We start from the raw sequence: 24,342 nt of genomic DNA, 5'->3' as shown, positions 1-24,342 counted from the left end.
ACGCCGCCATGCTGATTTCTGGGTCTGCTATTCCGACCACCAAGAGTTAGTTTTCCTATCCGATTAATTCGCTCAACTATCGCACGCATCACGGAAGGAGGAGGAACTTGACGGCCTCCCGATCCGATCAGTGACGTCCACCGACCTGGCGGCTGCGCATGTCTGGATCTATAACTGGCGGCACATGCTGCCCTGTCTGGTCGCCGCTTGCGGATTGGTCTCGTCGTCGCTCCTACACGCGGTCGAAACTTTCGTGGCGATACCGCATACGTTGCTCGAGATGAAGCAGCGCCGATATGCCGATGCGTTCGATTATCCGCACCTCCATGTCGACGCGTCGCAAGGAGCGCAGGGCGCGCAGATACAGGCGCTTTACAAGTACGAGAGCCTGCTGGACATCCTGACCCGATGTGCCGACGATACGCTCGTCCTGCTCCTGAGTGCGAATGCGGCGATCGTCAATCGTGTACCACTGGCTTCGATGCTGGCCGATCGTCCGTATCTGATTGTTCGTACCGAGAGTGAGTGCCAGCAGACGGATGTCCAGATATGGCGGAATTCGCGGGGAAATCGCGACGTCGTCAGGAATATCGTCCGACGCGCCCGCCTGGGCGGCGAACGCTTCGACGGAGAAGCACGGTTATTGAACGAGCTGGATGTTCTTGAATGGTTTCAGCCGATCGACGGCGTTCATCCGGTCCTCCGCGCGGGCGCCAATGTTGACCCGCTGTGGAGTCGCGCTTCGACATTTGCGATCAGTCTGGTAGCGATACAACATCGGCCAGACCACTCGCGGCCTTTGACTGGCGCGGCGCCGCATCAAGCGAAGCTGGACGCGATGTAGTCCGCCAGGCAGTGCACTGCCTCGGTCGCATTTTCCTGCATGGTGTGCAGCCGCACATCCAGATGCCCCATCGAGGGAAAGCCATCGCGCTCACCGAGCGGTTTCATTCCGTCTGGAACAGTGCTGCTGGCGAGAAGGGTAACACCAAGGCCGGCGCGCACCGCTGCGATAATGCCGCTGTAGCTGGAGCTCGTGTAGGCGATTCGCCAGGGCAGGTTGACTCGGCTCAGGGTGTGCAATACGCGATTGCGATAGATGCACGGTGGCGGCGCAACGACCAATGAAAGTGGGCGCTGCGTATGACTAGCGTGATCGGGACTGGTGACCCATATCAAGGGTTCGGTAAGCACCTTGATCCCTTCAGCGTTGACTGCATCGTCGTGCAACGCAATGACCAGATTGAATTCGCCTTTCTCTTGCCGCGCCAGCAGGTTCTTGCTCAGATCGCAGGTGACCTCGAGCGTCACGTTGGGGTGCGACTGCGCGAACTTGCCGAGTATCACGGGCAGAAGCGAGGCCGTGTATTCATGCGGTGCACCAAGACGCACGCTGCCGGCGACCTTCGGTCGCCTAAGGCTGCCGACCGCCTCGTCGTTCAACGACAGCATCCGTCGCGCGTAGTCGATGAGTGCCGTTCCCTCATCGGTTAGTTTCACGCGATGGGTTCCACGAACAAACAGCGGCACCTCCAGCAATTCCTCGAGGCGTCGCACCTGCAGGCTGACCGCGGACTGACTTCTCCCGACGGCATCGCCGGCGCGGGTGAAGCTCCCCAGATCCACCGCCTTCACGAACGTCCTCAGCAGGTCGGTCGGAATATTGAGCATGATTGGTTACCCATTTCCATCATCAATGATTTGATTTCAACTATTAAATTGATAAATGTCAATACAGCGCTAGTATAGGAACTGTCATCCGAAACGTGCACCCCGCCCGGCATTGGCCGACACGGATCCAGGCGGCGCCATGAGCACACTCGAATGCACCAAGGCCAGGAATGGTTGCGCCTAGGCAGCGGCGTCGCGACTGTTGGTATCACCGACAGCGTACCGCCCGATGTTCTGGAGCACCGAGTGGACGTCAACCGGTTGCACACGATCGTGCTGTGCTGAATTCTGTGGCGAACCTTGCCCGTGCGACGGTAGGGCGGAAAATTACTCCGCCGCCATCGCGACTGGAATGCGGTTTGCGGATTGCCATCTAACGAAGGATCGAATCATGGCAGGTCATCAAATTGTAAAGAGTCGCCTGGACAGCGACGATGCAGGCGAAATTGCATCGTTTATTAAAAGCGGATACGCGGACAACCAATTTACCCCACTTAGCGCTTCCGGCAGTAGCTGCGCCGTGATCGGATCGGCGTGGGACGGGGTGGCCATCTACGATGTCATCCAGGAAAAACCATTTTCGCTCTCGTGGGAGGACTCGCGGAGCAACTATTTATTCATGCACTGCAAGCAGGCTGGACCGACTTTCTCAAGCCAGGGGAAAAGCGTCCAGTGCGGGGCAAACGATGTCATGCCGATCTCGATATCGGGGAAATCGGCATTGGTGAACAAGCAGGAAAGCGGCGACCGAACGTCGGTCATCATCGACGCGGCAACGCTTACCAGCTTCGTCGCGCAGTGGATCGGACGCCCCGTCGTCATGCCGCTTGCGTTCGATCCTCGGCCGTTGTCGAAAGAAACGGCAGTGCAATGGAATGCCGCGACCGATTGCCTGCAGCAGATGATGTTGATGGATCCTGTTCCGGGTATCGCCGCTCAAGCACTGATCGAGCACATGTTGAAGATGGTGCTGACGGGGCATGCCAGCAACTACAGCGAGATTCTTTCCAGCGATCGATACGTCAACGAGCAACTCGTGCGTTCCGCGCTCAACATGATCGCGACGGACCCCTTGCAGTGGCGAACGCTAGGCATGGTCGCGCACGAACTGGCATGCGCGACAGACGGGCTGGAAAAAGGGATCAAACGTCTGACCGGACGAAGTGCGATAGAGATCTTCCATGAGGCTCGGCTGGATTGTGTGAATCGTGCGCTGTTAAAGGAAGACGGCATGGGCTTTATCGAGACGCTTCATGTATACGGATTTTCCCTCTCCGAGCGTTTTATTTTTGACTATATCCGATGTTTTGGGGAGTCACCCGGTGCTACCTATCGGCGAAATCCGAATGTGGAAGATGTGATTTCCCGTGCCTCCGTGGCGCGTGATGCAATGTGCGAGCAGGCGATCAATGAGTATATTGATGCATCGCTGGGTAAGAGCATCAGCTTGAGTGACCTTGCTCGTCACCTCGAAATGACCGAGCAAACAACCATTACGGCATTCAAGGAATCATTCTCGCGGACACCAATGCAATACGTTATCGAGCGACGGCTGGAGCGGGCGCGGCACTTGCTCTGCCATACTTCGAATAGCATTATCTCGATCGCGCTCGAGTGCGGGTTCGGTACGCAAAGCTACCTGACCTCGACGATGAAAAAGTATTATGGTGTCACACCACGCAGGATGAGAATCAACCATGAAAGAAAGTGAGTATTCCGGAGCCTTGATTGGGTGGAATCACGGCGTCGCGGGTGCCGGCGTAGCACACCGGACTCTTGAGCCGCTTCTAAGATGCTGATTTCGAGCACCTGCCACATTCTTCTACGCGGCTCGCGTGCTCGATTTTCCTTCCGGATCTACTTGCGTCGCGCGGCGAAGCCGAGATCACGTTGACAGGACAGCGTCTTCGCGTAGTCCGCATCGAACGTCGGTTTCGACGCCCAAAAATCCGAGACATTCATTCTGTCGCCGGGAGCGAGGCGCTCGTAGTAGTCGAAATGATGTTCGCTTGGCGTGGTTGCCGCCCTGATCATCTTTTGTTTCACCAGCTCGACGAGGACGGAAGGTCCTGTTTTTCTGTCATCACGGTCTGAGTGCATGTGTCCACGCGGACACTTAGCATCAGACCTGCTGCCTACCATTGGTAGGGCGTCGTTTATTGACGGCTTACGTTTCGGTAAATGTGTGGACGAAGATGCAGCAGCATTCGGAGTGTAAATCGCTTGCCGGACGAGTTGATTGAACCGCTCAAGTGCTCCGCCAAACCGTAACGCCCATTCCAGAGTGACTGTCCTGTCGTCGATCGGCTGCACCGAATTGAGCTGGTCGTTATAGACGTGCTTAGGGCTTGCAAACCACTCTCGCGCAAGCTTGGCCGAGATCGGCCAGCCCATCTTGTCCATCGCTTTGGGAATGTCCTGCAGATCGAACTCGGGCAGCTTATCGGCTTGCTCGGCATCTTGAGGCTTATCGCTCGGTTGTGGCTTGGCGGGTGACTTGGCCGGTGCTGGAGCAGGGGCCGGCGGCTTCTGCGGCGCGAGAGGAGCGGCTGCCTTGGTTGGTGGCGGTGGCGGCGGCTCGTTCGGCGCAAGTCTATCGAACGAGATCTTTTGCTGCGTGTCGATGGGAACGCATCCGACTACGCCAGAGTAGCATTTCCACCGCTTGCTGGAATATAAAATCCCGGATTCCAGCTGATAGTAAGGAATTTTTTTGACGTCTGGCATAGATGCTTAGGAAGCGATTATTGAGAAAATGCCATTATGCTCGGCGTCAGCCGAAGTAAAGTTTGAATTCGGGCGATTTTTCACGAATTTGCTCAGCGCGCGTGAAATTTTATTATTGAAAATCAATGGTCTAAGTTCATTCGAGAAGTAAAGGTGGACCTTTTTCGCAGGCAATCGTGCGTGATCGTCACGAGTGCTCAGGCCCGCCGAACGCCTGATCGAACTGTCGGGCCCGTTGGACCTCATCGCCGTGCAGATAGGTCGACGTGCGTAGACCGAATTCAAGTTGTCCACCAAGCGTGGCGTCGTGAAGACCAGTGTCAACGCCCCGAGCAGAACGCTGGCAGTCGCGGTCGCGCGTTGTGCGAAATCTGAGTTTGAGCGTGCAATCGCGCCATCGTGATAAGAACGCTTAACTCGCTGGCTCATTCGGACGTCACGATCTGCACACGACCGAAAATGGCGGTTCTGGGACGACGCGAACGACTCTGAACGACCCGAAGCGATCACCCAAACGCCTCCCTAACTACCAGTCATGGGATGGCTTTCGTCCGAACGACGCTATAGTAGCCGGCAGGGCGTCGCCACTCGATCCCCCCGTTCCTGAGGAAGAGTACGTATGCGGCAGCACATAATCGACGCCATTGCCGATGCCTGGAATATCCGGCCGACTTCTGTCCTGAAGCTGGCGGGCAGTCCGGTTTGCGGTGCTCGTTGGTTGTGCCGTTCACGCCCGGGCGATCGCGCCTACGAGACGCCTTTGCTGGCCAACACACACGTCATCTCGCTGATGCTGAGTTCGTTCAGTGGCGAGTGCCTGCTCGACGGTCGCGACTTCTTCACCGGCAAGGTGCCCACCCATCGCCTGCGCGTGCCGCCTTCTGGACACGCCATCGCGCGCGATATCTCGCGTGACGCGCTTCAGGCGCTGGGCAACACCGGCAGTCTCGCGGTCACGGCATACCGCCGCACGCCCCCCATATTCCCCTTCATTCCAACCATGCTAAGGAGAGACATCGATGCCCGTGATTCGCGTTGAGATGTCGTCAGGGTGCACGCGCTCCCAAAAACAGGAGGTGACCGATGCGATTACCCAAGCCATGATGATGCACCGCGGATGCACACTCGAAAGCATCCACGTCGAGTACCTGGAGGTGCCGGCTTCGGAGTGGGCTATCGGCGGGAAGTTCCTTGCGCCGCCAAGCGAGGCTTGAGTTTCCCTGACCGGCCCTGAACGGCACCGGTCCATTATTCGATGGGAGGAAGCACCCTATCCCACGAGCGTTGACTTATCGAGAGTTGAAATGACAGCAGTTCGTTTGCAATCCCGCTGGACCCGTTTCGGTTATTTCTCAGGCATGTTGGCACCGCTCTGGCTGGCGATGGGGGTGACCCTCGTAGCGCACTTCTACCCTGGCTACAGTCACATCAGGCAAGCGATGAGCGAACTCGGTGCCGTTGGCGCTCCCACGCATCAGTGGTCACCGTTGATCAACAACTTCCCCTTGGCGTTCTGGTTTGTTGCCTTCGGATGCGCCGTATGGCAAACCTTTCCGGAGAGTCGACTCGCCCGGACGAGCGCCGTCTTGCTGGTCGTTCACGGCTTGGCGAATGTCGCGACGGGAACATGGAGCTGCGACGTCGGCTGCCGGCTCGACGCCGCTTCGTCATCCCAACGGATCCACAATCTGGCCGGCCTCGTCATGGCGCTGTCGTTGCTGGGGGCCAATGTCCTGTGGACTGTGTTGGGAAAGCGCGTGCTCGGTCTGGGGTGGCTCAGTGCGCTTTCGGCCGTCACGACGCTCGTCTGCCTCGCGACGTTGCCGCTGATGGTACAGGCCGCAGGGACTGGAGGTCCTTTCGGGTTGTATCAGCGCATCAACTACGGTGTGTCGATCGCGTGGGTCGGCGTTCTGGCTGCGACACTGTGCTCGCGCTGTACACGACAGAACGCTTGAAATACTTCATCGGTTGCGGTGCACCAATTGCCGGCCGGCGAGGGGGCTTTGTGTAGCCACACTCGGATTGGTCCATCGGTTCCATCGCGTGAGCCTCCCAGTTCGTCAAGTTGCGCGAACGACCGCTCCAGATCGACCCACAACGGACATAGGCATCGCCCCGAAGCGATCCTTCAATCGTCATGTCTCGTCGCCGCCATGACGATTCTGCTACCCACAATTACGCCGTTGGCCTGAAAGGCTGACGACAGGAAAGCGTACTCTGTGATGCGATAATTCATCGCATATTAACGGCGGATGTCCTGCTGCTTCGTGATCGATGATGCCATCCATGACTGTAGCAACATCGTCGTTGTCGACCAGCATCCAGGCGGCTGGGTAGATGATGCGCTGACCGTTGGTCGAAGCGGTGGAGGCAGCTTCCTTGACGATCAGCTCGAGCGAGTAGCGTCCGGCGAGGATTCGCGCGACCAACAATTGATTCCGGTACCGCTGAACATTTGAGTTCATCTTGATCTCCTAGATGGAAGGGCAGAGCACTAGAAAATGAAGGGCGCGGCGACGAATGGCGTCATTTCTTCAGATTGAACGGATTGCCAGCGGGTTTGGCCGGCCGCGCCGCCGGCGCGGTGCTTGGTTGCGAAGCCGGCGTCGCGCCCTTCGGGGCTGCAAGGGAGAATGCGCTACCGCGCGGGGCGGGGGCGGCCGACGCGTTAGCGGCGGGTCGGCCGGTATTGGCGCTCGGATGCGATGACGTCTTTCCGGCGGACGCCGCCGGCGTCCCGGATGCGGGCTTCGCGCGAGGCTTGCGCGGTGCCGCAGACTTGGTACTGCTGCGGCCGCGCTTCACGACGACGGCCGGGGGAAGGTCCTTTGGCATCGGCATTGCGTTTGCCACCGATCCGTCCTTCATACCGGCTACGAGCCGTTGCACAAATCGGCGCCCGTACGTGTCGAAGTCCGACTTTGACAGCGTTCCTTCGGCGACTTCGCCGAGCTTGTCCTCGAGCCACGCGGTGAAGTCCGGCTTGATCAGGTCGGAGGGCAGGGCGCGGGCGTACGCTCGCGCTTTCGGCGTGGGAACCAGCACCTTGTTCCGTCCGTCCTTCAGCCACCGCTGGAGACTTGAATGTTCTCCATGGGGCTGCGCCAGTACTCGCGCCCAACTCTCGAGTTTTTCCATACCGACGGCAGACTCGAGCGCGCCATGCAGTTGCCCCTCAATGTCGCGTACGGCCTGGACGACAAACTGCCTGAGCATGCGCTCCGGTGGTATCACGATGCGATGGTCGTAGAACCAACGTTTGAGATCGTTCGTCAACTGGCCGCGTTCGGGGCGACCGGTGAGTTGTTCTTTGAGCCAACGGATGACATACCGACGTTGATGCTCCGCGACGGCTCGAAAATTGATGGCATCCCGAGCAAAGCGCTGGTGGTCGGATAAGGTCTTGAGGTTGCCATCGTAAAGTGAACGTAACGTGCCAAGGTCTGGCGGCTTCACATTCAGCTGTCGTCCAAGATGTCGCCAGAGAACCGTGGGAATCTGCTTGTACGAGCCGAGCGGCCGACCGGTCATGCGAAGAAAACCGATGTGCAACGCGACTGCGAGCCTAAAGAGATCGGTGCGTCGTGAATCAATGGCAACACGCTCGCGCTTGGAGAACGTGAAGAATGTGGCGAGCTCGAACTCGCTCAGCTCGCGCGGCACCTGCCGGATCCCGAGATAAGCCAATCGCCAGTGGTCCATCAGCCACTCCGCATCGATGACGAGAGCGGCCCAGCGTAGCGAGGTAAAAAATGAGGTGCTACGGGGAAAGTCGGGATGGCGGCTGCAGGTGTCGATCGCCTAAGAATGGTGTCGGAACGAAAACGAGCCGATGCGCTCACGCTGCGCGAGCTGTCGTCTTTGAGACTAGGTGGCGTACATAAGCAAGGAGCTTGCTCGGCCTAGAATTATCTTGCGACCCCAAAAAATCGCTAGATTCACCTTATGTCAAATATCAAGATACAATTAGCAGCGCGGTAGATTCGGGTGGCCATTGTGACACCCCTCTGCCAATTAACAGAGTCTGCGTCGTCTCTCGTTAATTTGGCGTCTTGAGTCAATCGCGGTGTTCGACGAATCAGTGGATCATCACCTGCGCTCACCGAGCCGTGCGCGTCGCCCGTAGAACGACACGATGCGCTGTACCGGAACACGCGCCGTCGCCTCCGCCCACGTCGCCAGATCGGCATCGGCATCGGCCGACGGCGCAATCTGGGCCGCCAGCGTGTCGTGATCGATCGACTCTCCTGTTCCAGCAAGCATCGGGCAATCTGCTCGAGCGAGTCATGCTGCTTGCCGAGCGTTGACGCGACACGCGTATGCGCATCGGCGAGCAGCGCGCGCACCTCGTCGTTGATCATCCGCTGTATGTTCGCTGCAACGCCCGTTACCCAGCATCCACAAGTCCGGCGGGCCGGCCTGTGGCGCGTCATCGTCGAACGTCGATAGGCCGATCTGCGCAGCACGTAGCGGTCCTCGGTCGGGACCTGCTGCGTATAGCCGAGCGTCGCGACGCCGCGCGGAATGATGGATACCTCCTTCACGGGATCGCAGTGTGCGCGGCTTTGTGCCACGAGCGCATGCCCGGATTCGTGATGCGCGATGATACGCTTCTCCTGCTCGTTCATCACGCGGCTCCTGTGCTCGATGCCCGTCATCGCGCGGTCGATCACCCCGGCGAAATCGGCCATGCCTATTGCAGGCTTGCCGAGTTCGGCCGCGTGCAGCGTGGCATCGTTGACCACGTTTGCGAGATCCGCACCGACGAAACAGGGCTTGCGCGACGCCAGTTCGGCAAGATCGACCTCCTGCGCAAGCTCCACACGTTTCGTATGCACGGCGAGGATCTGTTTTCGTCCGGTCAGGTCCGGCCGGTCGATCGCGATGTGACGGTCAAAGCGGCCCGGCCGCAGCAGCGCCAGGTCGAGGATCTCGGGCCGGTTGGCCGCGGCAACAGTCCGGGAATCGGTACGCTGGCATACCCATCAGGGAGCAGCCGTGATGCGTTCACATCGCGGGATGCGGCCGCCAATCGCCTTTTGCGGCGTTGTCGTGGTCTCAAGCGTCGATTGAAAATAGCATGCAGATCTTCGCCCCCAACACGGGCGTCGGCAATGGTGCATGCCCCTCCTCCCTCCGCATCCCCCGTCGCTGGGCCAAACGGGCAGCCGGTGCTTCGGTATTCATGTCGACGCGCTCCCATGCAATCTCTCATGCCAACCTTCGAGGCCGGACCTAGTCGTCGATCGGCATGCCAATCGATCCGTCTGAGTGCATACGAAGTCTAGTGTCGTGTGAACGATCCTTCTGTCCGCTACCGCGCCAAGCGTACGACCTTGTTCGCGGCACACGGCAGCGGGGCCGGGCCGGCCATCTAGAATGCGGGCGGTATGCTTGGTTCCGGCGAAATGCCGTCGGGCCCCGTGACGAGCATGCGGAGAATTTGCTGCAGTTGCAGCGCGCATCGACGTGCGTCCTCGGGCGCATTCGCATCAATCGCCTCGAAAAGGCTCACGAATGCAATGAGGAAGGAGTCGGAGACGGGCGTTTCGCGTTCACGCTCGCGCAGATAGGCGCTGTAGCTGAAGACGCACTTGATGAACTCGACCTGATGAGCAGCAAATTCGTCATCGTCCAACGAGGGCGGCACAACGACGAGAGCACTGTCGGACAACGAGAGGGGGAGACGGATGTAGGACGGGTGATCACTCATGCAGGGTCTCGTGAAATGCACGAGCGCGGCGTGAATGCCCGGAGCACGGACGCTATTTCACGACGGAAGGCGCCTATGCTATAAGTGTCATTTGGATTTGACATGCCAACTCTCACCGTATTCTTTCATTGGTCCGGTTTGTTGTCAAATCCATTTGACAACAAACCTGGCTATCAAACCATGCGATTTGATTGGAGTGAGCTGTTCGATGAACTGAAGCGTGAAGGGCAGTTCGGCAGCGACGCGCAACTGGCCGACAGCCTGGGGCTTACGCGCGCGCAAATCTCGGCATGGCGCAACGGCAAGAGTGATCTCGGCATTCTGACCAAGATCAAGATCCTGGATGCATTGGGCCACGACACGCTGCGCACGTCGCTGTCGAGCTTGCTCCCCGAGAAAAACCGGGAGGCCCAGGCGGCGCAGCATGCAAGGCTCCTCGCGCGCATCGACAGAGTCAGATCGGGTGCGGCCGTCGCATCAGTGGAGCCCGAGGACTCGACCCATTCTGCCGCGGCCATGAACGATCTGCTTACCGAACTACCGCGGGACGAGCTCAAGCGCATCGAGCCGCATTTGTCGTGGGTTACGCTACCGCTCGGGCATGTCGTGTACGAATCAGGCGATCACCTGAGCCATGTCTATCTGCCCACGACCGCGATCATTTCGATGCTGTATGTCATGGAAAACGGCTCTTCCGCGGAGATTGCCGTAGTCGGGCGCGACGGATTGCTGGGCGTCGCGTTGTTCATGGGCGGCGAAACAATGCCGAACCGGGCCATCGTCCAGAGCGCGGGCGAAGCCTTTCGCCTCAGCGGAAAGGTCGTCAAGGAAGAATTCGCGCGCGGTGGCGCGTTGCAGCGCCTCTTCCTACGCTACACGCAGGCGCTTATCACCCAGATGGCACAGACGGCCGTCTGCAACCGTCACCACTCCATCGCGCAACAATTCTGCCGGTGGCTGCTGCTGAGTCTCGACCGCCTGGATTCGCATAACGTAAGGATGACGCAGGAACTGATTGCCGACATGCTCGGCGTGCGCAGGGCCAGCGTAACTGAAACCGCGAAGCGGTTGCAGGAAGAGGGCATTATCCGGTATTCGCGCGGGCTGATCGAAGTCGTCGACCGCAATGCCCTCGAGCGGCGCGTGTGCGAATGCTACATGGTGGTCAAGAAGGAAAGCGACAGGCTGTTGTTGGCCAAGTAGACAGGCTCGAGCCCGAATCGCCCTGCCATTGACATTGCATGGGCTCCACACGATTGGCCGGCAAGGTCCGATCGTCGCTCTTCATGAGTCAATTTGCTTGCCCGCCTCCCTCCGCCCTCTCCCAATCGTCCGCGTGGACAGCATGCCAGCAACGGCCTGCTGCGTTGCCGTGAGCCGGCCGAAGATCGCATCGCGCATCCGCCTTACGTCTGCATCGGTACAACGTCAATCGACGCCGCGCGAATCGTGGTTGCGCACGCTCGCGTGCCGCGGCCTGTCGCCGCTGCTCGATTGCAGGTCCGGGACGATCCTCGAGAAGAACTCCGTGCGCGCCGTCGGCAATCTCGGCTTTTTCGAATTCTCGTCGGGTTGTGGCGCCATCGATTCGCGGCGCACCTGAAACGCCGTGGCATATGCGAGGCTGACTCGATGCGCGGCACCAGTTCGAGCACTGCGTCGGCCTGATCGCGCCAGCGGGTGGCGCGTCGATCTTGGCATCGGTTACCCATGCCAGGCGGCGGGACTGCCGGGCCCTGCATATCGGCGCAGCACGCGAATTGCCGACACCAATGCCCTGCGCAACCATACCAACCCGCTACGCAGCGAAGCGGCTTGTCACACCAGCATCAGCCGGCCCGCCAGAGGCGCTCAATGTGCGGTGGCCTTGCTCGCTCGACGCTCCAGCATGAGAAGGACCGCGATGAGGCTGACGAGATGCGCGCGCTCCTCCGGAACCAAGCCGTCGCGCTCCAGGATCGATTCCAGCCGCGCTTTCCAGGTGGCCAATGGAGCCGGCTCGCCGAGCGTGACGCGCGCGATGAGCCGCTCAAGAGAACACAGGTCTCTCTCGATTTCCGTGTTGCCCATGGAAACACTCCGTTCGTCACCTGGATCGAAGAACAGCTTATGGCACCGGATCGCATCGCTCTACCCTCTACCGTACATTGGGCACGCATTTCTCCATACGCTTCAGATGCGCGCGGGTGGCTGGATGCAACAGTCGAATGCGGTGCCATGCCAGCCCCCGAACGGAGAGGACTCGCAGCAAAACGGTTCGACCGCCATGTCGCCGTCCATGCACGCCTGCCGTCGATGCGGCCATGGCTTATCTTGGGAGCGGCTTTCAATCGATTGTCGGTCGGAGCCGAAACACATGGCGTAACGGCAACCCTCTTCGCGCGACGGTACCCGAAGCGAACCCTCCGCAGAGCAGGCGAACGAGTCCTTCTACAACAGGCGGCGCGCAATCGGATGAAAAGCAAGCGTTCGGCACCGAACAGACATGCGGCACGAATAACCGCATTGGTGAGAGGCGGGCCGGCTCTGTCAGTCAGACCGTCCGCCACACCTAGACTCCCTGCCGAATCCTCCAGGAGATCCCTGATGAAAACACCTGCACCCTTATTAATGCTCGCGCTCATTCTCGGCCCCACATTAGCCGGAATCGCCCCAGCAGCGGCCGACGGCGACCTCCCCCCGATGCAGCATGCCGATCAGGTTACCTATTTGTCAGGCGGCATTGGACTTGATCAATCGATCGCCATCAAGGGCGTCATGCGCGACTATGCGCTCGTGCTCACCTTCGTGCGCCGCACCCGAGGCGCGAACGAATATTTGTCCGACGTCCGGGTGACCATCACGGATATGAAAGGAAATACGGTTCTGGAGACGCCGTCCGATGGCCCGTTCATGCTGGCCAATCTGAAAAACGGACGTTATGTAATCAACGCCAGCTACAACGGCCGATCCGAACGATACATCGTGGACATTTCGGCATCCCATCATGCGCGTCATACATTCATCTGGTTCACGTAGGCATCGGAACCCGCTCGTCTTCACACAGGCGGCTGTCGGTAAAACGGCATCTTGAGCCGGTACGGCCACATTTATCCGCCCGGCACGGCGCCCCGTTGTAATCGCCGATGAAGCGGCAATCCGCACTGCGAGTGCGCCACGGCAAACAATCCGCATCGTCGAATGCCTGCATCGTCGGCTTCACATCGCGTCCGCGTCACGCGCCCGCGCTTGAAACGCTTCGACCTTTCCATTCGAGTCGGTTCGACACCCAGACCTGAATTGATTGGCGCGCACTCCGTACGCTTACGTACCGCGTCGATCGTTCATTGCCGGTACCGTGTAAAGCATGCCGGATATTCGTCACGACGCCGCGCCAGACTGCGAACCGCATGAATGAGCGGGATCGGCACGAATCGCCCTTCGTCCACGGGCGAGTGACTGGACGCCACCGCACGGCACGCGATTCCGCCGGATCATCGGCATGCCGCGCATCGATCTGAAGAGAACATCATGTTACGAAGCACCAAGGCATTGCACGGAAGTGCGGTCCGCGCAAAGGACGGCGACATCGGACACGTCAACCAAGCCTACTTTGACAACGACTGGTGCATCCGTTACCTCGTCGTCAAGACGGAGGACTGGCTGCACGAGAGGCAGGTGCTCATCTCGCCCTACTGCATCAAGCATACCGACTCCCGGTCCAGCACGCTGCATGTCGACCTCACGCGCCAGCAAGTGGGAGACAGCCCGGATCTGGACACACACAACCCGGTATCCCGCCAACACGAGATCGAATACCTGAGCTACTACCATTATCCGCGCTACTGGGATGGCCCGAACCGGTGGGGCATGGATGCATGCCCTACGTCCCGTTCTGGCACCCTGTCGCGAGAACTCGAGGCCGGTAATCCGCTCCCTCCCCTCACAATGCCCGCCGATGTGCCGGCCGATGCGCCGACGGATACGCATCTGCACGGCACCAGCAGCGTCAGGGGCTATCGGCTCGAAGCCACGGCCGGACGCATCGGCCACGTGTCTGACTTCGTCTACGACGATGAAGCCTGGGTGATCCGCTACCTCGCAATCAGTACGCGGAACTGGTGGTTGACCAACAAGGAATTCCTGATCGCGACGCACTGGCTCGACCGGGTGAACTGGGCCACGGAAACGGTATCCACTGCACTCAACCGCGACTCGATTCGCCGGAGTCCCGAATACGACGATTCGCAGCCCGTCTACCGAAGCGACGAGATTGCGCTGCATCTGTTTTACGGCAAGCATGGCTACTGGCTGAATGCCGAATCGTCCACTGCCCACGAGACGCTTTGATGCCGCCAGCATGATCCCCTGCGGCACTCGGGCTCGTCCATGCCGAACGCTTTATCGGTTCGTATCGGAAAAGTTACGTGTCCGCGTTCATGCCCGTCATCTCGGCCGCGCAATTCATCGAACGGGTCAATCCGCGCCTGCCGTTGCATCACGCGTTTAAGGCCGGGAATTTTCCGTCAACCGCGCAGTGAAATATCGGTTCCATATCGAGCGCGCGTGATTGCGCGCACCTTGATGAGACATGTGCCGACACTATAATTTTTGAAGGCAGATCCGTATTCGAACGGTCATTCCGAACTCATCGAAAAAGGGACGCATTGGCGCCGCCAGCCCGTCCGGTCGTGGGATCGGTAAAGTATGATGGTTGTCTCGTCCCGCTGATTCCCGCTGCGCCCATATCGGCCGGATTCTCCATCATCTGCCGGGCGCGAGCGCAGGAGCCACGCATGCTGGACAACCCGCCCATTACCGAAAATCACCTGCTTGCCGCACTGCCGGAAAACGAACGCGCTTACCTCGCCCCCCACCTGACCCTTGTCGACATGCCGTTGGGAAACGTGCTGTACGAGTCGGGCGGCCAGATGCATCACGTCTATTTTCCGACCACGTCGATCGTGTCGCTGCTGTATGTGATGGAGGATGGCTCGTCCGCTGAAATCGCGATCGTCGGCCATGAGGGCATGATCGGCGTGTCGCTGTTCATGGGCGGCGAAACGACGCCGAGCCGCGCCGTCGTGCAAAGCGCGGGGCAGGCCTACCGGCTTGACGCGCGCATCCTGAAAGAAGAATTCCGGCGCGGCAATGCGATGCAGCGCCTGTTGTTGCGCTATACCCAGGCGCTCATCACGCAGATGGCCCAGACCGCGGTGTGCAACCGGCATCACTCGATCGACCAGCAACTTTGCCGCTGGCTGCTGCTCAGCCTCGACCGCCTGCCTTCGAACCAGCTGCGCATGACGCAGGAACTGATCGCCAACATGCTGGGCGTGCGCAGGTCGGGCGTGACGGAAGCGGCCCTGAAGCTGCAGGACGCGGGCCTCATCCGCTACAACTACGGCCATATCGAGGTGCTGGATCGCCCCGGGCTCGAAAAGCGCGTGTGCGAATGCTACAGCGTGGTCAAACGCGAATTCGATCGCCTGCTTCCCGATCTGAAGCGACTCTAGCCGCTACTGCGCCGCATCGTACCGGCCTTTCCCGCACCTGCCCCTGGCGCCACGCGAAGGCGTGGAAGCGACCCGATATCTCCGTGACATCGTCTCATCCGGCTACCCTGTACACCGGGAACATCGGCGCGCCATCGCCACGATCGTTACTTCCGCGATCAGCGATATCGCTGAATACCGGCGACGACTCGATGGATCGCGGTCACGCAGGGCACTGACCCACGCCGCGCCGTGCAACCCGCGCTAACGGTGCTTGACGTGCGACACCTTCCGGTGATGCTTTCGATGGGCCGGGCGGGAAATCATCCTGGTGACACCGCCGATCGACGGCGGATCGCTGGCGGGGAATGTCCCCTCGACTGCCTCGTCGACATTGCGTTCGCTCTTGCCGCCGTTCGTATGCTGCTCTCGATACCTGCTGCGCATAACCGCCTCCGTGGCGCTGAGTGTCGGACGAGGCTGGCCGCTTCGACTGACCGGCGTATCGACGGCCAGTCAGCGTGGAATCCCGCCGATTACGACGCCAGCATAGGCCCGATTTGAAAATGCCGCTGGATGCGGATCGCGAGCCACCGCGAAGCGCCGCGCATCGGGAGACGAGCCACGCGCACCGGCAAACCGTCCGGCATCGGACAGACTGAGCCACGCGTCCCGCGTATAGCTAAGCTACCGGGCCGAATTTTCCGTCGACCGAGTGAGTCGCGGTACGTCGACTCCTTCAGAAAATTCATCAGGATCCGCCATGACACCCGCTCTTCTCGCCGCCCCCCGAAAGATTGCCTACGCGTTCTCCCTGGCGGCGACAGTCGCCTTCGGCGCTGTCGTCTCCCCCCAACTCTCGAAGGCCGCCGGACCCGCACCGGACCGGTCACCGCCCCACGTCATGACCGTGGCCGCCCAAAAGTCGGTCGACGGGCGCATCAACAGCCTGCACCAGCGACTTGGCATCACACCCGGCCAGGAATCCCTGTGGCAGCCAGTCGCGCAGGTGATGCGGGACAACGCGAAAGCGATGGAGACGCTCAGGAAGATCCGTAGCGATCATGCGAGCAGCATGAGCGCGATGGACGATCTCCACTCCTATGGCGATGTCGCCAACGTGCACGCCGATGGCGTCAAAAAGCTGACCACGGCATTTCAGCCGCTGTACGACAGCATGTCCAATACGCAAAAGCAGAATGCGGATGCGATTTTCCGTGGCAACGACCACCACCTGATCAAGAAACAATAGTTCCGGACCGTCCGCCGATACCGGCTGTCGATGGCAGTCACTGACCAGCGGATTCCGGATTCGTACACAGGAGAACATGATGGACGTTTCTATCGGACATGCACGTCGAACCACAATGGCGCCGAGATCGGGCATGCGACTCGTCGGCCTGATAGTCGCGATCGGCTGCCTTTTCGCCGCACCGCCGTTGCATGCGGAGAGAATGAATCACGGTTTGGACCAGGGCAATCACGCGCGCATGACACATCAGGATGGTCGTCACTACGGCCATTACCGGAACGGTGGCCACGACGGTGATGACGGCGACGAGGAGTATGCGTATGGCGCGCCTTCGATGGTTTACGCGCCGGTACCGGCACTGGGCATCTCGCTGTTCATGCCGCTGCGGCTGCGCTGAGACACGAACCGAATCCGGCAGCCTCGGTCGCCCGGCAGCCCGTCGACGTGTTGATCCTAACTGCTTCGCGATCCTGACGACGAAGACCGAGAGAATGTTCCGCGACATATCGGGAAGGACGGCCCGCCGCCGGATGGATCACCCCCGTGCTCGAGCGGCTGCATGCTTTGTACGGTTTCGTACCGCATCGGCCATTCGGCGCGTGTAGCGTTTCAACCATGCCGGCCATCCGAGGGGATGCGATCGGCAGGAATTGCTCCGCATCGGCGGACGAACGGCTGGATACCACCGCACGGCGGCCAGGCCAGCCGGATCACCGACGTGCCGGGCATCGCTCTGGCGAGGACATCATGTTGCGAAGCATTCGAAGGTTGCACGGAGACACGGTTCGAGCGAAGGACGGCGATATCGGCCACATCCACCAGGCCAACTTCGACGATGGCAACTGGTGCATCCGTTACCTCGTCGTCGAGACGGGCGACTGGCTGCACGACAGGCAAGTGCTGGTCTCGCCATATTCCGTCACGCGTGCCGATCCCGAGACCCGCACGCTATACGTCAGCCTCACGCAACAGCAGGTGAGGGACAGTCCGAATGTGGACACCCACAAGCCGGTATCGCGCCAGCACGAGATCGAGTACCTGCGTTACTACAACTACCCGACCTACTGGGGTGGCCCGAACCTTTGGGGAATGGGCGCATACCCTGCTTTCGATCCCGCCGGGCCGTCGCAGGACGCCGACGCGGGCGATCCGCTTCTCCCGCACACCGCGCCGGCCGGCACAGCGGCGGATACGCATCTGCGCAGCACCGGCGAGGTCGACGGATATCGGCTCGAAGCCAAGGACGGACATATCGGTCACGTGTCCGACTTCATTTACGACGATGAAGCCTGGGTGATCCGCTATCTGGCAATCGACACGTCGAGCTGGTGGTCGACCGGCAAGGAAGTGCTGATCGCGACTCACTGGCTCGACCAGGTGGACTGGCCCACGGAAACGGTATCGACCACGCTCACGCGCGCCGCGATCCGCCAGAGCCCGCCATACGACGACTCGCAGCTCGTTCATCGCAGCTACGAGATCGAGTTGCACGAGTTCTACGGCAAGCACGGCTATTGGCACGGAGACCGATAACGCTGACCCGCGCAACGGGTAGCCAACGCAACCACCCTTCCATGCGGGATATCGCGTGACAGGACGCCAGGGAGCAGCTGCATGACCTCAACCGATTTCCCGCCAACCGAAGGTTCGGCACTCGATGCGCTCTGCATCAATACGCTGCGCTTCCTGTCGATCGATGCCGTGCAGAAAGCAGCGAGCGGACATCCAGGCTTGCCGCTCGGCGCCGCACCGATGGCCTATGCGCTATGGATGCGCCATCTCAAGCATCACCCCGCCAATCCGGCGTGGCTCGATCGCGATCGCTTCATCCTGTCGGCCGGACATGGTTCGATGCTGCTGTACAGCCTGCTTCACCTCACCGGTTACGACCTGCCGCTCGATCAGATCGTCCGCTTCCGGCAATCGGGCAGCCTCACGCCCGGCCATCCGGAGCGTGGCCTCACGCCGGGCGTCGAGACGACCACCGGCCCGCTCGGCCAGGGCCTCGCCAACGCCGTCGGCATGGCGATGGCGGAAACGCGGCTCGCCGCGTGCTACAACCGCCCCGGTTTCGAGATCGTGGATCACCACACCTATGCACTCGTCAGCGACGGCGACCTGATGGAAGGCGTCGCGGCGGAAGCCGCATCGCTTGCCGGCCATCTCCGGCTCGGCAAGCTGATCTGCCTGTACGACGACAATCGCGTCACGCTATCCGCCGGCACCGCGATCACGTTCACCGAAGATCGCGCGCAACGGTTCGACGCCTACGGCTGGCATACGGAAACGGTCGACGACGGCAACGACCTTGCCGCCATCGACGCGGCGCTGCTCGCCGCACGTGCCGAGCAGCGGCGTCCGTCGTTGATCCTCGTGCGCACACATCTCGGCTACGGCTCGCCCAACCGGCAAGACACCTACCAGGCTCACGGATCGCCGCTCGGCAATGCCGAGGTGCGCCTGACCAAGCACAACCTCGGCTGGCCGCCCGATCCCGCGTTTCATATCCCCGCACCGGCGCTCGCGCATTTTCGCCGGGCGCTGGCGGAGGGGCAAATACGGGAAGCGCACTGGAACACCTTGTTCGCAGCCTATGCGCGCGTGTTTCCCGAGCTGGCGGAGATGCTGCTGAGCTCGGTGCGCGGCGCGCTGCCCGACAGTTGGGACCGCGATATCCCGGTCTTTCCGGCCGATCCGAAAGGCATGGCGACGCGGGTCGCATCCGGCAAGGTGCTGAACGCCCTCGCCCCCCGCGTCCCGTCGCTCATCGGCGGCTCCGCCGATCTGAATCCCTCCACCTTCACCGCGCTGACCGGGCACGGCGATTTCGAGGCCGCCGGCATGAACGCGCTCGACCGGCAAGGTTCCGACGGCGGCGGCTGGAGCCGCAGCGGCCGCAATCTGCATTTCGGCGTGCGCGAGCATGCAATGGGCGCGATCCTGAACGGCCTGGCGGCCCACGGCGGCATCCTGCCGTTCGGTGCGACCTTCCTGATCTTTTCCGACTACATGCGTCCACCGATCCGGCTCGCCGCATTGATGCGTCTGCAGGTGATCTACGTGTTCACGCACGACAGCCTCGCCGTCGGCGAGGACGGTGCGACGCATCAGCCGATGGAACAGCTTGCCGGCCTGCGCGCGGTCCCGGGCCTGCTGGTGATTCGACCGGCCGATGCCAACGAAACGGCCGTCGCGTGGCGCGTGGCGCTCGAAGCGCGAGAACGGCCGACCGCGCTGATCCTGACCCGCCAGGACGTGCCGACCATCGATCGCCTCCGGTTCGCGCCGGCAGAGGGCTTGCGGCGCGGCGGCTACGTGCTCGCCGATGCCCCCGACGGTCGCCCCGCGCTGATCCTGATCGCGACAGGCTCGGAAGTCGGGCTCGCGCTGGCAGCGCACGCCGAGTTGCTCGCGCGCGGCGTGGCGGTTCGGGTGGTGTCGCTGCCCTGCTGGAGATTGTTCGACGCTCAGCCCCAGTCGTATCAGGACGCCGTGCTGCCGAAGTCGGTCGGTGCGCGGCTGGCGATCGAAGCGGGCGTGTCGCAAGGCTGGCACCGCTATGTCGGCGATCGTGGCGACGTACTCGGCATTGCGGGTTTCGGCGCGTCGGCGCCGGGCGCCGAGCTGATGCGCGATTTCGGGTTCACGGTCGAGAACGTCTGCGACCGCGCACTGAAACTGCTCGTGTGACCGTTGGGCGGCCCATGCGCGTATCAGGCGTTCGAGCCGCCACCGGCATCGCGCGTGCCTACTTCGAGCACCGCGTCGACCATCGACTGCGCATCGGACACGATGCGCGCCACGTGATCCTCTCCGTTGAAGCTTTCCGCATAGATCCGGTAGAGATCTTCGGTACCTGACGGCCGCGCGGCAAACCAGCCGTGCTCCGTCATCACCTTGATGCCCCCGATCGCGGCCCGATTGCCCGGCGCCCGATCGAGTATCCGGACGATCGCCTCTCCCGCCAGTTCGGTGTGCGTGAACTGATGCGGCGTTAGCCGCGCCAGCAGCGCGCGCTGCTCAGGTGTGGCTGCGGCCTGTACCCTCCGTTCGGCGGGCGCGCCGAAGCGGTGCGCCAGGTCGCGGTAATGCTCCGCCGGATCGCGGCCGGTTCGGATCGTGATTTCGGCCGACAGCAACGCGGGAACGATGCCGTCCTTGTCGGTCGTCCAGGGTTGCCCGTCGAGCTGCAGGCACGTGGCCCCCGCGCTCTCCTCGCCGGCGAACCCCAGCGTGCCGTCGAGCAATCCGCCGACGAACCACTTGAAGCCGACGGGCACTTCGTAGATTGCGCGATCGCGTGCGCGGGCGACACGATCGATCATCTCGCTGCAGACGACCGACTTGCCGACCGCCGCGCGAGCGGGCCATTTCGGCCGATGCGCGAGCAGATAGTCGACAAGCACCGCGAGATAGTGATTGGGCGGCAGCAAACCGTCGCTGCGTGTGACGATCCCGTGCCGGTCGTGGTCGGTATCGCACGCGAACGCGACATCGAATTGGTCTTTCCGCGCGATCAGGCTCTGCATCGCATACGGCGACGACGGATCCATGCGGATACGCCCGTCCCAGTCGACGCTCATGAAGCGAAAAGTCGGATCGACTTCCTCGCTGACGATCGCGAGATTCAGTTGGTAACGCTCGGCAATCGCACCCCAGTAGTGCACGCCGGCGCCGCCGAGCGGATCGACGCCGAGCCGGATCGGCGCGCCGCGCAGGATGTCCATGTCGATGACGCTGGCCAGGTCGTCGACATACGCCGCGAGGAAGTCGTACCGGTGCGTCGTGGCGGCATTCGATGCCGTCGACAACGAGACGCGGCTCACCCCCGCGAGCCGCGCTTCGAGCAGATCGTTCGCGGCCGCTTCGATCCATCGGGTGACGGCTTCCCCGGCCGGGCCGCCGGTCGCCTGGTTGTACTTGATGCCGCCGTTGTCCGGCGGATTGTGCGACGGCGTCACGACGATGCCGTCGGCGAACCCGGCATTGCGTCCCCGGTTGTACGTCAGGATCGCGCGCGAAACGGCCGGCGTGGGCGTGTATTCACCCGGCGGCGCCAGCATGACCTCGACGCCATTGGCAGCCAGCACTTCAAGCACGCTCGCCTGCGCCGGTTCGGAAAGCGCATGCGTATCGATGCCGACAAACACCGGACCGTGGATGCCGTGCGAACGTCGATACCGGCAGATCGCCTGCGTGATCGCGAGGACATGCCACTCGTTGAAGCTGCGGGTCAACGCGGAACCCCGGTGTCCCGACGTGCCGAACGTCACGCGTTGCGCCGGGACTGCCGGGTCCGGCATATCGGTGTAGTACGCGGTCACGAGGCGGGGAACGTCGATCCACAGCGCGTAAGGCGCGAGCCGGCCTGCCAGCGGACTGACGGGCATCGCGGCCGGCGCGCCCGGCGGGTCGGATGTAGCGGGATTCAACATGCCTCCTGTCTGGGACCCAGCCGCCATTCTCGTTCGAGCGCGAGCCATGACTACCGCCACGCGCCCGGCGGATGGCGGGCGCCGCCGCGCCCCCCTCGAACGCGCGACGCGGCGGCCGTGCTCAATGCGCGGCCAGCTTGCCCGCTCGACGCTCGAGCATGAGGAGAAGGGCGATGATGCTGACGAGATGCATGCGTTCCGAGGGTGCCAAACGGCCATGCTCCAGAATCGATTCCAGCCGAATGCGCCAGAGGGCCCATGGCGCAGGCTCACCGAGCGTGACGCGTGCAATGAGTCGTTCGAGTGAACGCAGATCTCCCTCTATTGCGGTATGCGCCATGGTCACGCTCCGATTGTCATGAGGATCGGCGAACAGTCTATGACGAAGCACTGCACCACTCTGCCCGCTACCGTACATCGCGTGCATGCCGGTTCGGGCGCGTCGTCCCGGCCGCGTCAGCAGCAGCCACGCGTCATTTCGATCGCGATAGTTGCGACGGTTGCGCCCGGTTCTTTGTCCGCCATCGGACAGACGCCGGACCGACTCGCTGCGAACGTGGTACAACCGGAGCGATATTGTGCGACGAATGCAAGGCATCGACGCCCAGTCCGGTGTGTGCCGTCCCGCGCGTGCCGCGTGCCGCCTGAACGACACCGCATGGCGACCTGCGTTCGACGCTCGACGCGCGGCGAGCGCGACGTTACCCACGCAGGACATTCAAAGTGACCGAAACCATCGGATGCCTCATCTTCGGAGCCCTGCTGATTTTCATGGGACTCATCGGGTCGTCGCTCAAGCGTCTGCCGCTGAGCGCGGCCATGGTGTATCTCGGGATCGGCTTTCTGATCGGACCGGCCGGCCTCGGCTTCCTGTCGCTGACATTGCCGGACGACGTCACGCACTTGCGCATCGCGGCCGAAATCGGCTTGCTGATCTCGCTGTTCGCGATCGGCCTGAGGCTGCGTGTCCCGCCCGCCGATCGCCGCTGGATGCTGCCGATTCGGCTTGGCGTCGTCGCGATGATCTTCACCGTCGCGTCGATCGCCGCGCTCGGCATGCTGGTGCTGCATTTGAGTCTCGGCGTCGCGGTACTGCTGGGCGCGATGATCGCGCCGACGGATCCCGTGCTCGCTCATGACGTCGGCGTGCGCGACGCGGGTGACGTCGAACTGGTGCGTTTTTCGTTGTCCGGCGAAGGCGGGATCAACGACGGCACCGCCTACCCTTGCGCGGTGATCGGCCTGCTTGCGTGCGGGTCTGGCACGATGTCGGAGCTTCACTGGAGCATGCTCGGCGGCATTGCATGGGGTATCACCTCCGGCGTGGGCGCCGGCTGGCTGCTCGGCTTCGCCACCGCCCGGCTCGTCGCATTCCTGCGCAGCCGCCACGGACAGGCGCTCGGCCTCGAAGGGTTCTTCGCGCTGGGCCTGATCATGCTGTCGTACGGCGTGACGCTCGCCATTCATGGCTACGGGTTCCTGGCCGTGTTCGCCGCGGGCGTCGCGATGCGGCGTGTCGAGCATCGAACGAGCGGCCGGAAGACGTCGAAGGAGACGGTCGGCATCGTGGACAGCGAGGATGTCGAGGCCACCGCCACCGATCCCGACAAAGCCCATGCCTTCGTCGCGGAGTCGGTCATGGGATTCACGATCGAGCTCGAACACATCGCCGAAGCCGTGCTGATCCTGCTGATCGGCGCGCTCGTCTCCGGCTATTGGGTTGACATGCTCACCTGGGCCGGCGCGGCCGTGGTCGCGACCCTGCTGTTCGTCATCCGGCCGGCGGCCACCCGGCTCGCGCTGATCGGGTCCCGGGCGTCGCGCCACCAGCGCCGGCTGATCAGCTGGTTCGGCATTCGCGGCGTGGGTTCCCTGTATTACCTGATGCTGGCCCTCGAGCAAGGGCCGCGTGCGCAACTGTTGCCGCTGGTTCCATGGGTACTGGCCATCATCGCCATGTCGATCGTGCTGCACGGCATTTCAGCCGCGCCGCTCATGCGTCGCTATGCGTGAGATCCAGCGCGGGCGCGGTGGCGCGATGCGTACGCGGGTCGAACGGTTCGGCGG

23 protein-coding genes and 2 pseudogenes are annotated in these 24,342 nt (G+C 61.8%); 15 read left to right on the top strand and 10 right to left on the bottom strand.

What is annotated here, in order from left to right; all coding sequences use genetic code 11:
* Positions 1-130 precede the first annotated feature (130 nt).
* The gene (locus LGN19_RS35755; protein WP_226219828.1) at positions 131-844 is read left to right on the top strand and encodes a hypothetical protein; all 714 of its coding nucleotides are present in this window, start codon (positions 131-133) and stop codon (positions 842-844) included.
* Here LGN19_RS35755 and LGN19_RS35750 read toward each other — a convergent pair.
* Positions 820-1,671, bottom strand: coding sequence for a LysR substrate-binding domain-containing protein (locus LGN19_RS35750; protein WP_006480111.1), 852 nt, complete (start codon positions 1,669-1,671; stop codon positions 820-822). The genes LGN19_RS35755 and LGN19_RS35750 overlap by 25 nt on opposite strands.
* A gap of 391 nt (positions 1,672-2,062) precedes the next feature.
* Between LGN19_RS35750 and LGN19_RS35745 the strand changes: the two genes are divergently transcribed.
* Positions 2,063-3,382: a helix-turn-helix transcriptional regulator gene (locus LGN19_RS35745; protein WP_226219827.1), complete on the top strand. Its 1,320-nt coding sequence runs from the start codon at positions 2,063-2,065 to the stop codon at positions 3,380-3,382.
* A gap of 146 nt (positions 3,383-3,528) precedes the next feature.
* On the opposite strand, the gene LGN19_RS35740 is transcribed toward LGN19_RS35745, so the two are convergent.
* The gene (locus tag LGN19_RS35740) at positions 3,529-4,398 is read right to left on the bottom strand and encodes a DUF6402 family protein (RefSeq protein ID WP_226219826.1); all 870 of its coding nucleotides are present in this window, start codon (positions 4,396-4,398) and stop codon (positions 3,529-3,531) included.
* Positions 4,399-5,017: 619 nt separating this feature from the next.
* On the opposite strand from LGN19_RS35740, the gene LGN19_RS35735 reads away from it, so the two are divergent.
* From LGN19_RS35735 to LGN19_RS35725, 3 genes are all read left to right on the top strand, one after another.
* Positions 5,018-5,437 (top strand): hypothetical protein, encoded by a 420-nt coding sequence (locus tag LGN19_RS35735; protein WP_226219825.1) that lies wholly within the window; start codon positions 5,018-5,020, stop codon positions 5,435-5,437.
* A complete protein-coding gene (locus LGN19_RS39990) occupies positions 5,418-5,612 on the top strand; it encodes a tautomerase family protein (RefSeq protein ID WP_226219824.1) in 195 nt (64 codons plus the stop codon). Before LGN19_RS35735 ends, LGN19_RS39990 begins: the two co-directional genes overlap by 20 nt.
* 90 nt (positions 5,613-5,702) lie before the next feature.
* On the top strand, positions 5,703-6,356 hold the full coding sequence (locus LGN19_RS35725) for a DUF998 domain-containing protein (RefSeq protein ID WP_226219823.1): 654 nt from the start codon (positions 5,703-5,705) through the stop codon (positions 6,354-6,356).
* Between the two features lie 210 nt (positions 6,357-6,566).
* Here LGN19_RS35725 and LGN19_RS35720 read toward each other — a convergent pair whose 3' ends face one another.
* From LGN19_RS35720 to LGN19_RS35705, 4 genes and pseudogenes are all read right to left on the bottom strand, one after another.
* Entirely contained in the window at positions 6,567-6,866 is a 300-nt protein-coding gene (locus LGN19_RS35720; protein ID WP_226219822.1) for a hypothetical protein, read from the bottom strand.
* A 598-nt stretch (positions 6,867-7,464) separates the two neighbouring features.
* Positions 7,465-8,103, bottom strand: a pseudogene (locus LGN19_RS35715) (DUF4158 domain-containing protein); the annotation flags it as partial.
* 387 nt (positions 8,104-8,490) lie between these two features.
* Positions 8,491-9,356, bottom strand: a pseudogene (locus LGN19_RS35710) (cell division protein FtsH); the annotation flags it as partial.
* A gap of 419 nt (positions 9,357-9,775) precedes the next feature.
* Entirely contained in the window at positions 9,776-10,114 is a 339-nt protein-coding gene (locus tag LGN19_RS35705) for a hypothetical protein (RefSeq protein WP_012328512.1), read from the bottom strand.
* 516 nt (positions 10,115-10,630) lie between these two features.
* On the opposite strand from LGN19_RS35705, the gene LGN19_RS35700 reads away from it, so the two are divergent.
* Positions 10,631-11,317, top strand: a complete 687-nt coding sequence (locus LGN19_RS35700) for a Crp/Fnr family transcriptional regulator (protein WP_041492076.1) — start codon at positions 10,631-10,633, stop codon at positions 11,315-11,317.
* A gap of 97 nt (positions 11,318-11,414) precedes the next feature.
* On the top strand, positions 11,415-11,717 hold the full coding sequence (locus LGN19_RS35695; protein ID WP_175018739.1) for a hypothetical protein: 303 nt from the start codon (positions 11,415-11,417) through the stop codon (positions 11,715-11,717).
* A gap of 248 nt (positions 11,718-11,965) precedes the next feature.
* On the opposite strand, the gene LGN19_RS35690 is transcribed toward LGN19_RS35695, so the two are convergent.
* A complete protein-coding gene (locus tag LGN19_RS35690) occupies positions 11,966-12,184 on the bottom strand; it encodes a hypothetical protein (RefSeq protein WP_012328514.1) in 219 nt (72 codons plus the stop codon).
* 516 nt (positions 12,185-12,700) lie between these two features.
* Here LGN19_RS35690 and LGN19_RS35685 point away from each other — a divergent pair.
* From LGN19_RS35685 to LGN19_RS35675, 3 genes are all read left to right on the top strand, one after another.
* Positions 12,701-13,132 (top strand): carboxypeptidase regulatory-like domain-containing protein, encoded by a 432-nt coding sequence (locus LGN19_RS35685; RefSeq protein WP_041491976.1) that lies wholly within the window; start codon positions 12,701-12,703, stop codon positions 13,130-13,132.
* A 492-nt stretch (positions 13,133-13,624) separates the two neighbouring features.
* On the top strand, positions 13,625-14,443 hold the full coding sequence (locus LGN19_RS35680; protein WP_174947608.1) for a PRC-barrel domain-containing protein: 819 nt from the start codon (positions 13,625-13,627) through the stop codon (positions 14,441-14,443).
* A 446-nt stretch (positions 14,444-14,889) separates the two neighbouring features.
* Positions 14,890-15,609 (top strand): Crp/Fnr family transcriptional regulator, encoded by a 720-nt coding sequence (locus tag LGN19_RS35675; RefSeq protein WP_089448650.1) that lies wholly within the window; start codon positions 14,890-14,892, stop codon positions 15,607-15,609.
* Positions 15,610-15,852: 243 nt separating this feature from the next.
* On the opposite strand, the gene LGN19_RS39985 is transcribed toward LGN19_RS35675, so the two are convergent.
* A complete protein-coding gene (locus tag LGN19_RS39985; RefSeq protein WP_012328525.1) occupies positions 15,853-16,035 on the bottom strand; it encodes a hypothetical protein in 183 nt (60 codons plus the stop codon).
* A 316-nt stretch (positions 16,036-16,351) separates the two neighbouring features.
* Here LGN19_RS39985 and LGN19_RS35670 point away from each other — a divergent pair, with 316 nt between their 5' ends.
* From LGN19_RS35670 to tkt, 4 genes are all read left to right on the top strand, one after another.
* Positions 16,352-16,840: a Spy/CpxP family protein refolding chaperone gene (locus LGN19_RS35670; protein ID WP_174947607.1), complete on the top strand. Its 489-nt coding sequence runs from the start codon at positions 16,352-16,354 to the stop codon at positions 16,838-16,840.
* Between the two features lie 79 nt (positions 16,841-16,919).
* A complete protein-coding gene (locus LGN19_RS35665; RefSeq protein ID WP_226219821.1) occupies positions 16,920-17,237 on the top strand; it encodes a hypothetical protein in 318 nt (105 codons plus the stop codon).
* A gap of 350 nt (positions 17,238-17,587) precedes the next feature.
* Positions 17,588-18,373, top strand: coding sequence for a PRC-barrel domain-containing protein (locus tag LGN19_RS35660; RefSeq protein ID WP_175223246.1), 786 nt, complete (start codon positions 17,588-17,590; stop codon positions 18,371-18,373).
* 81 nt (positions 18,374-18,454) lie between these two features.
* Entirely contained in the window at positions 18,455-20,530 is a 2,076-nt protein-coding gene (tkt, locus tag LGN19_RS35655) for a transketolase (RefSeq protein WP_174947601.1), read from the top strand.
* A gap of 23 nt (positions 20,531-20,553) precedes the next feature.
* Here tkt and pgm read toward each other — a convergent pair whose 3' ends face one another.
* Both pgm and LGN19_RS35645 read right to left on the bottom strand, forming a co-directional pair.
* On the bottom strand, positions 20,554-22,230 hold the full coding sequence (gene pgm, locus LGN19_RS35650) for a phosphoglucomutase (alpha-D-glucose-1,6-bisphosphate-dependent) (RefSeq protein ID WP_175223257.1): 1,677 nt from the start codon (positions 22,228-22,230) through the stop codon (positions 20,554-20,556).
* A gap of 166 nt (positions 22,231-22,396) precedes the next feature.
* Complete coding sequence (locus tag LGN19_RS35645) at positions 22,397-22,615, bottom strand: hypothetical protein (RefSeq protein WP_089448720.1); 219 nt, start codon at positions 22,613-22,615, stop codon at positions 22,397-22,399.
* A gap of 383 nt (positions 22,616-22,998) precedes the next feature.
* Here LGN19_RS35645 and LGN19_RS35640 point away from each other — a divergent pair, with 383 nt between their 5' ends.
* Complete coding sequence (locus LGN19_RS35640; protein ID WP_089448651.1) at positions 22,999-24,288, top strand: cation:proton antiporter; 1,290 nt, start codon at positions 22,999-23,001, stop codon at positions 24,286-24,288.
* The last annotated feature ends 54 nt before the right edge of the window (positions 24,289-24,342 follow it).

It is taken from the genome of Burkholderia sp. AU30198, assembly GCF_020419825.1.
Classification (GTDB): domain Bacteria; phylum Pseudomonadota; class Gammaproteobacteria; order Burkholderiales; family Burkholderiaceae; genus Burkholderia.
The sequence above is the reverse complement of the archived record's forward strand: the minus strand, read 5'-3'. Positions and strand labels throughout refer to the sequence as shown.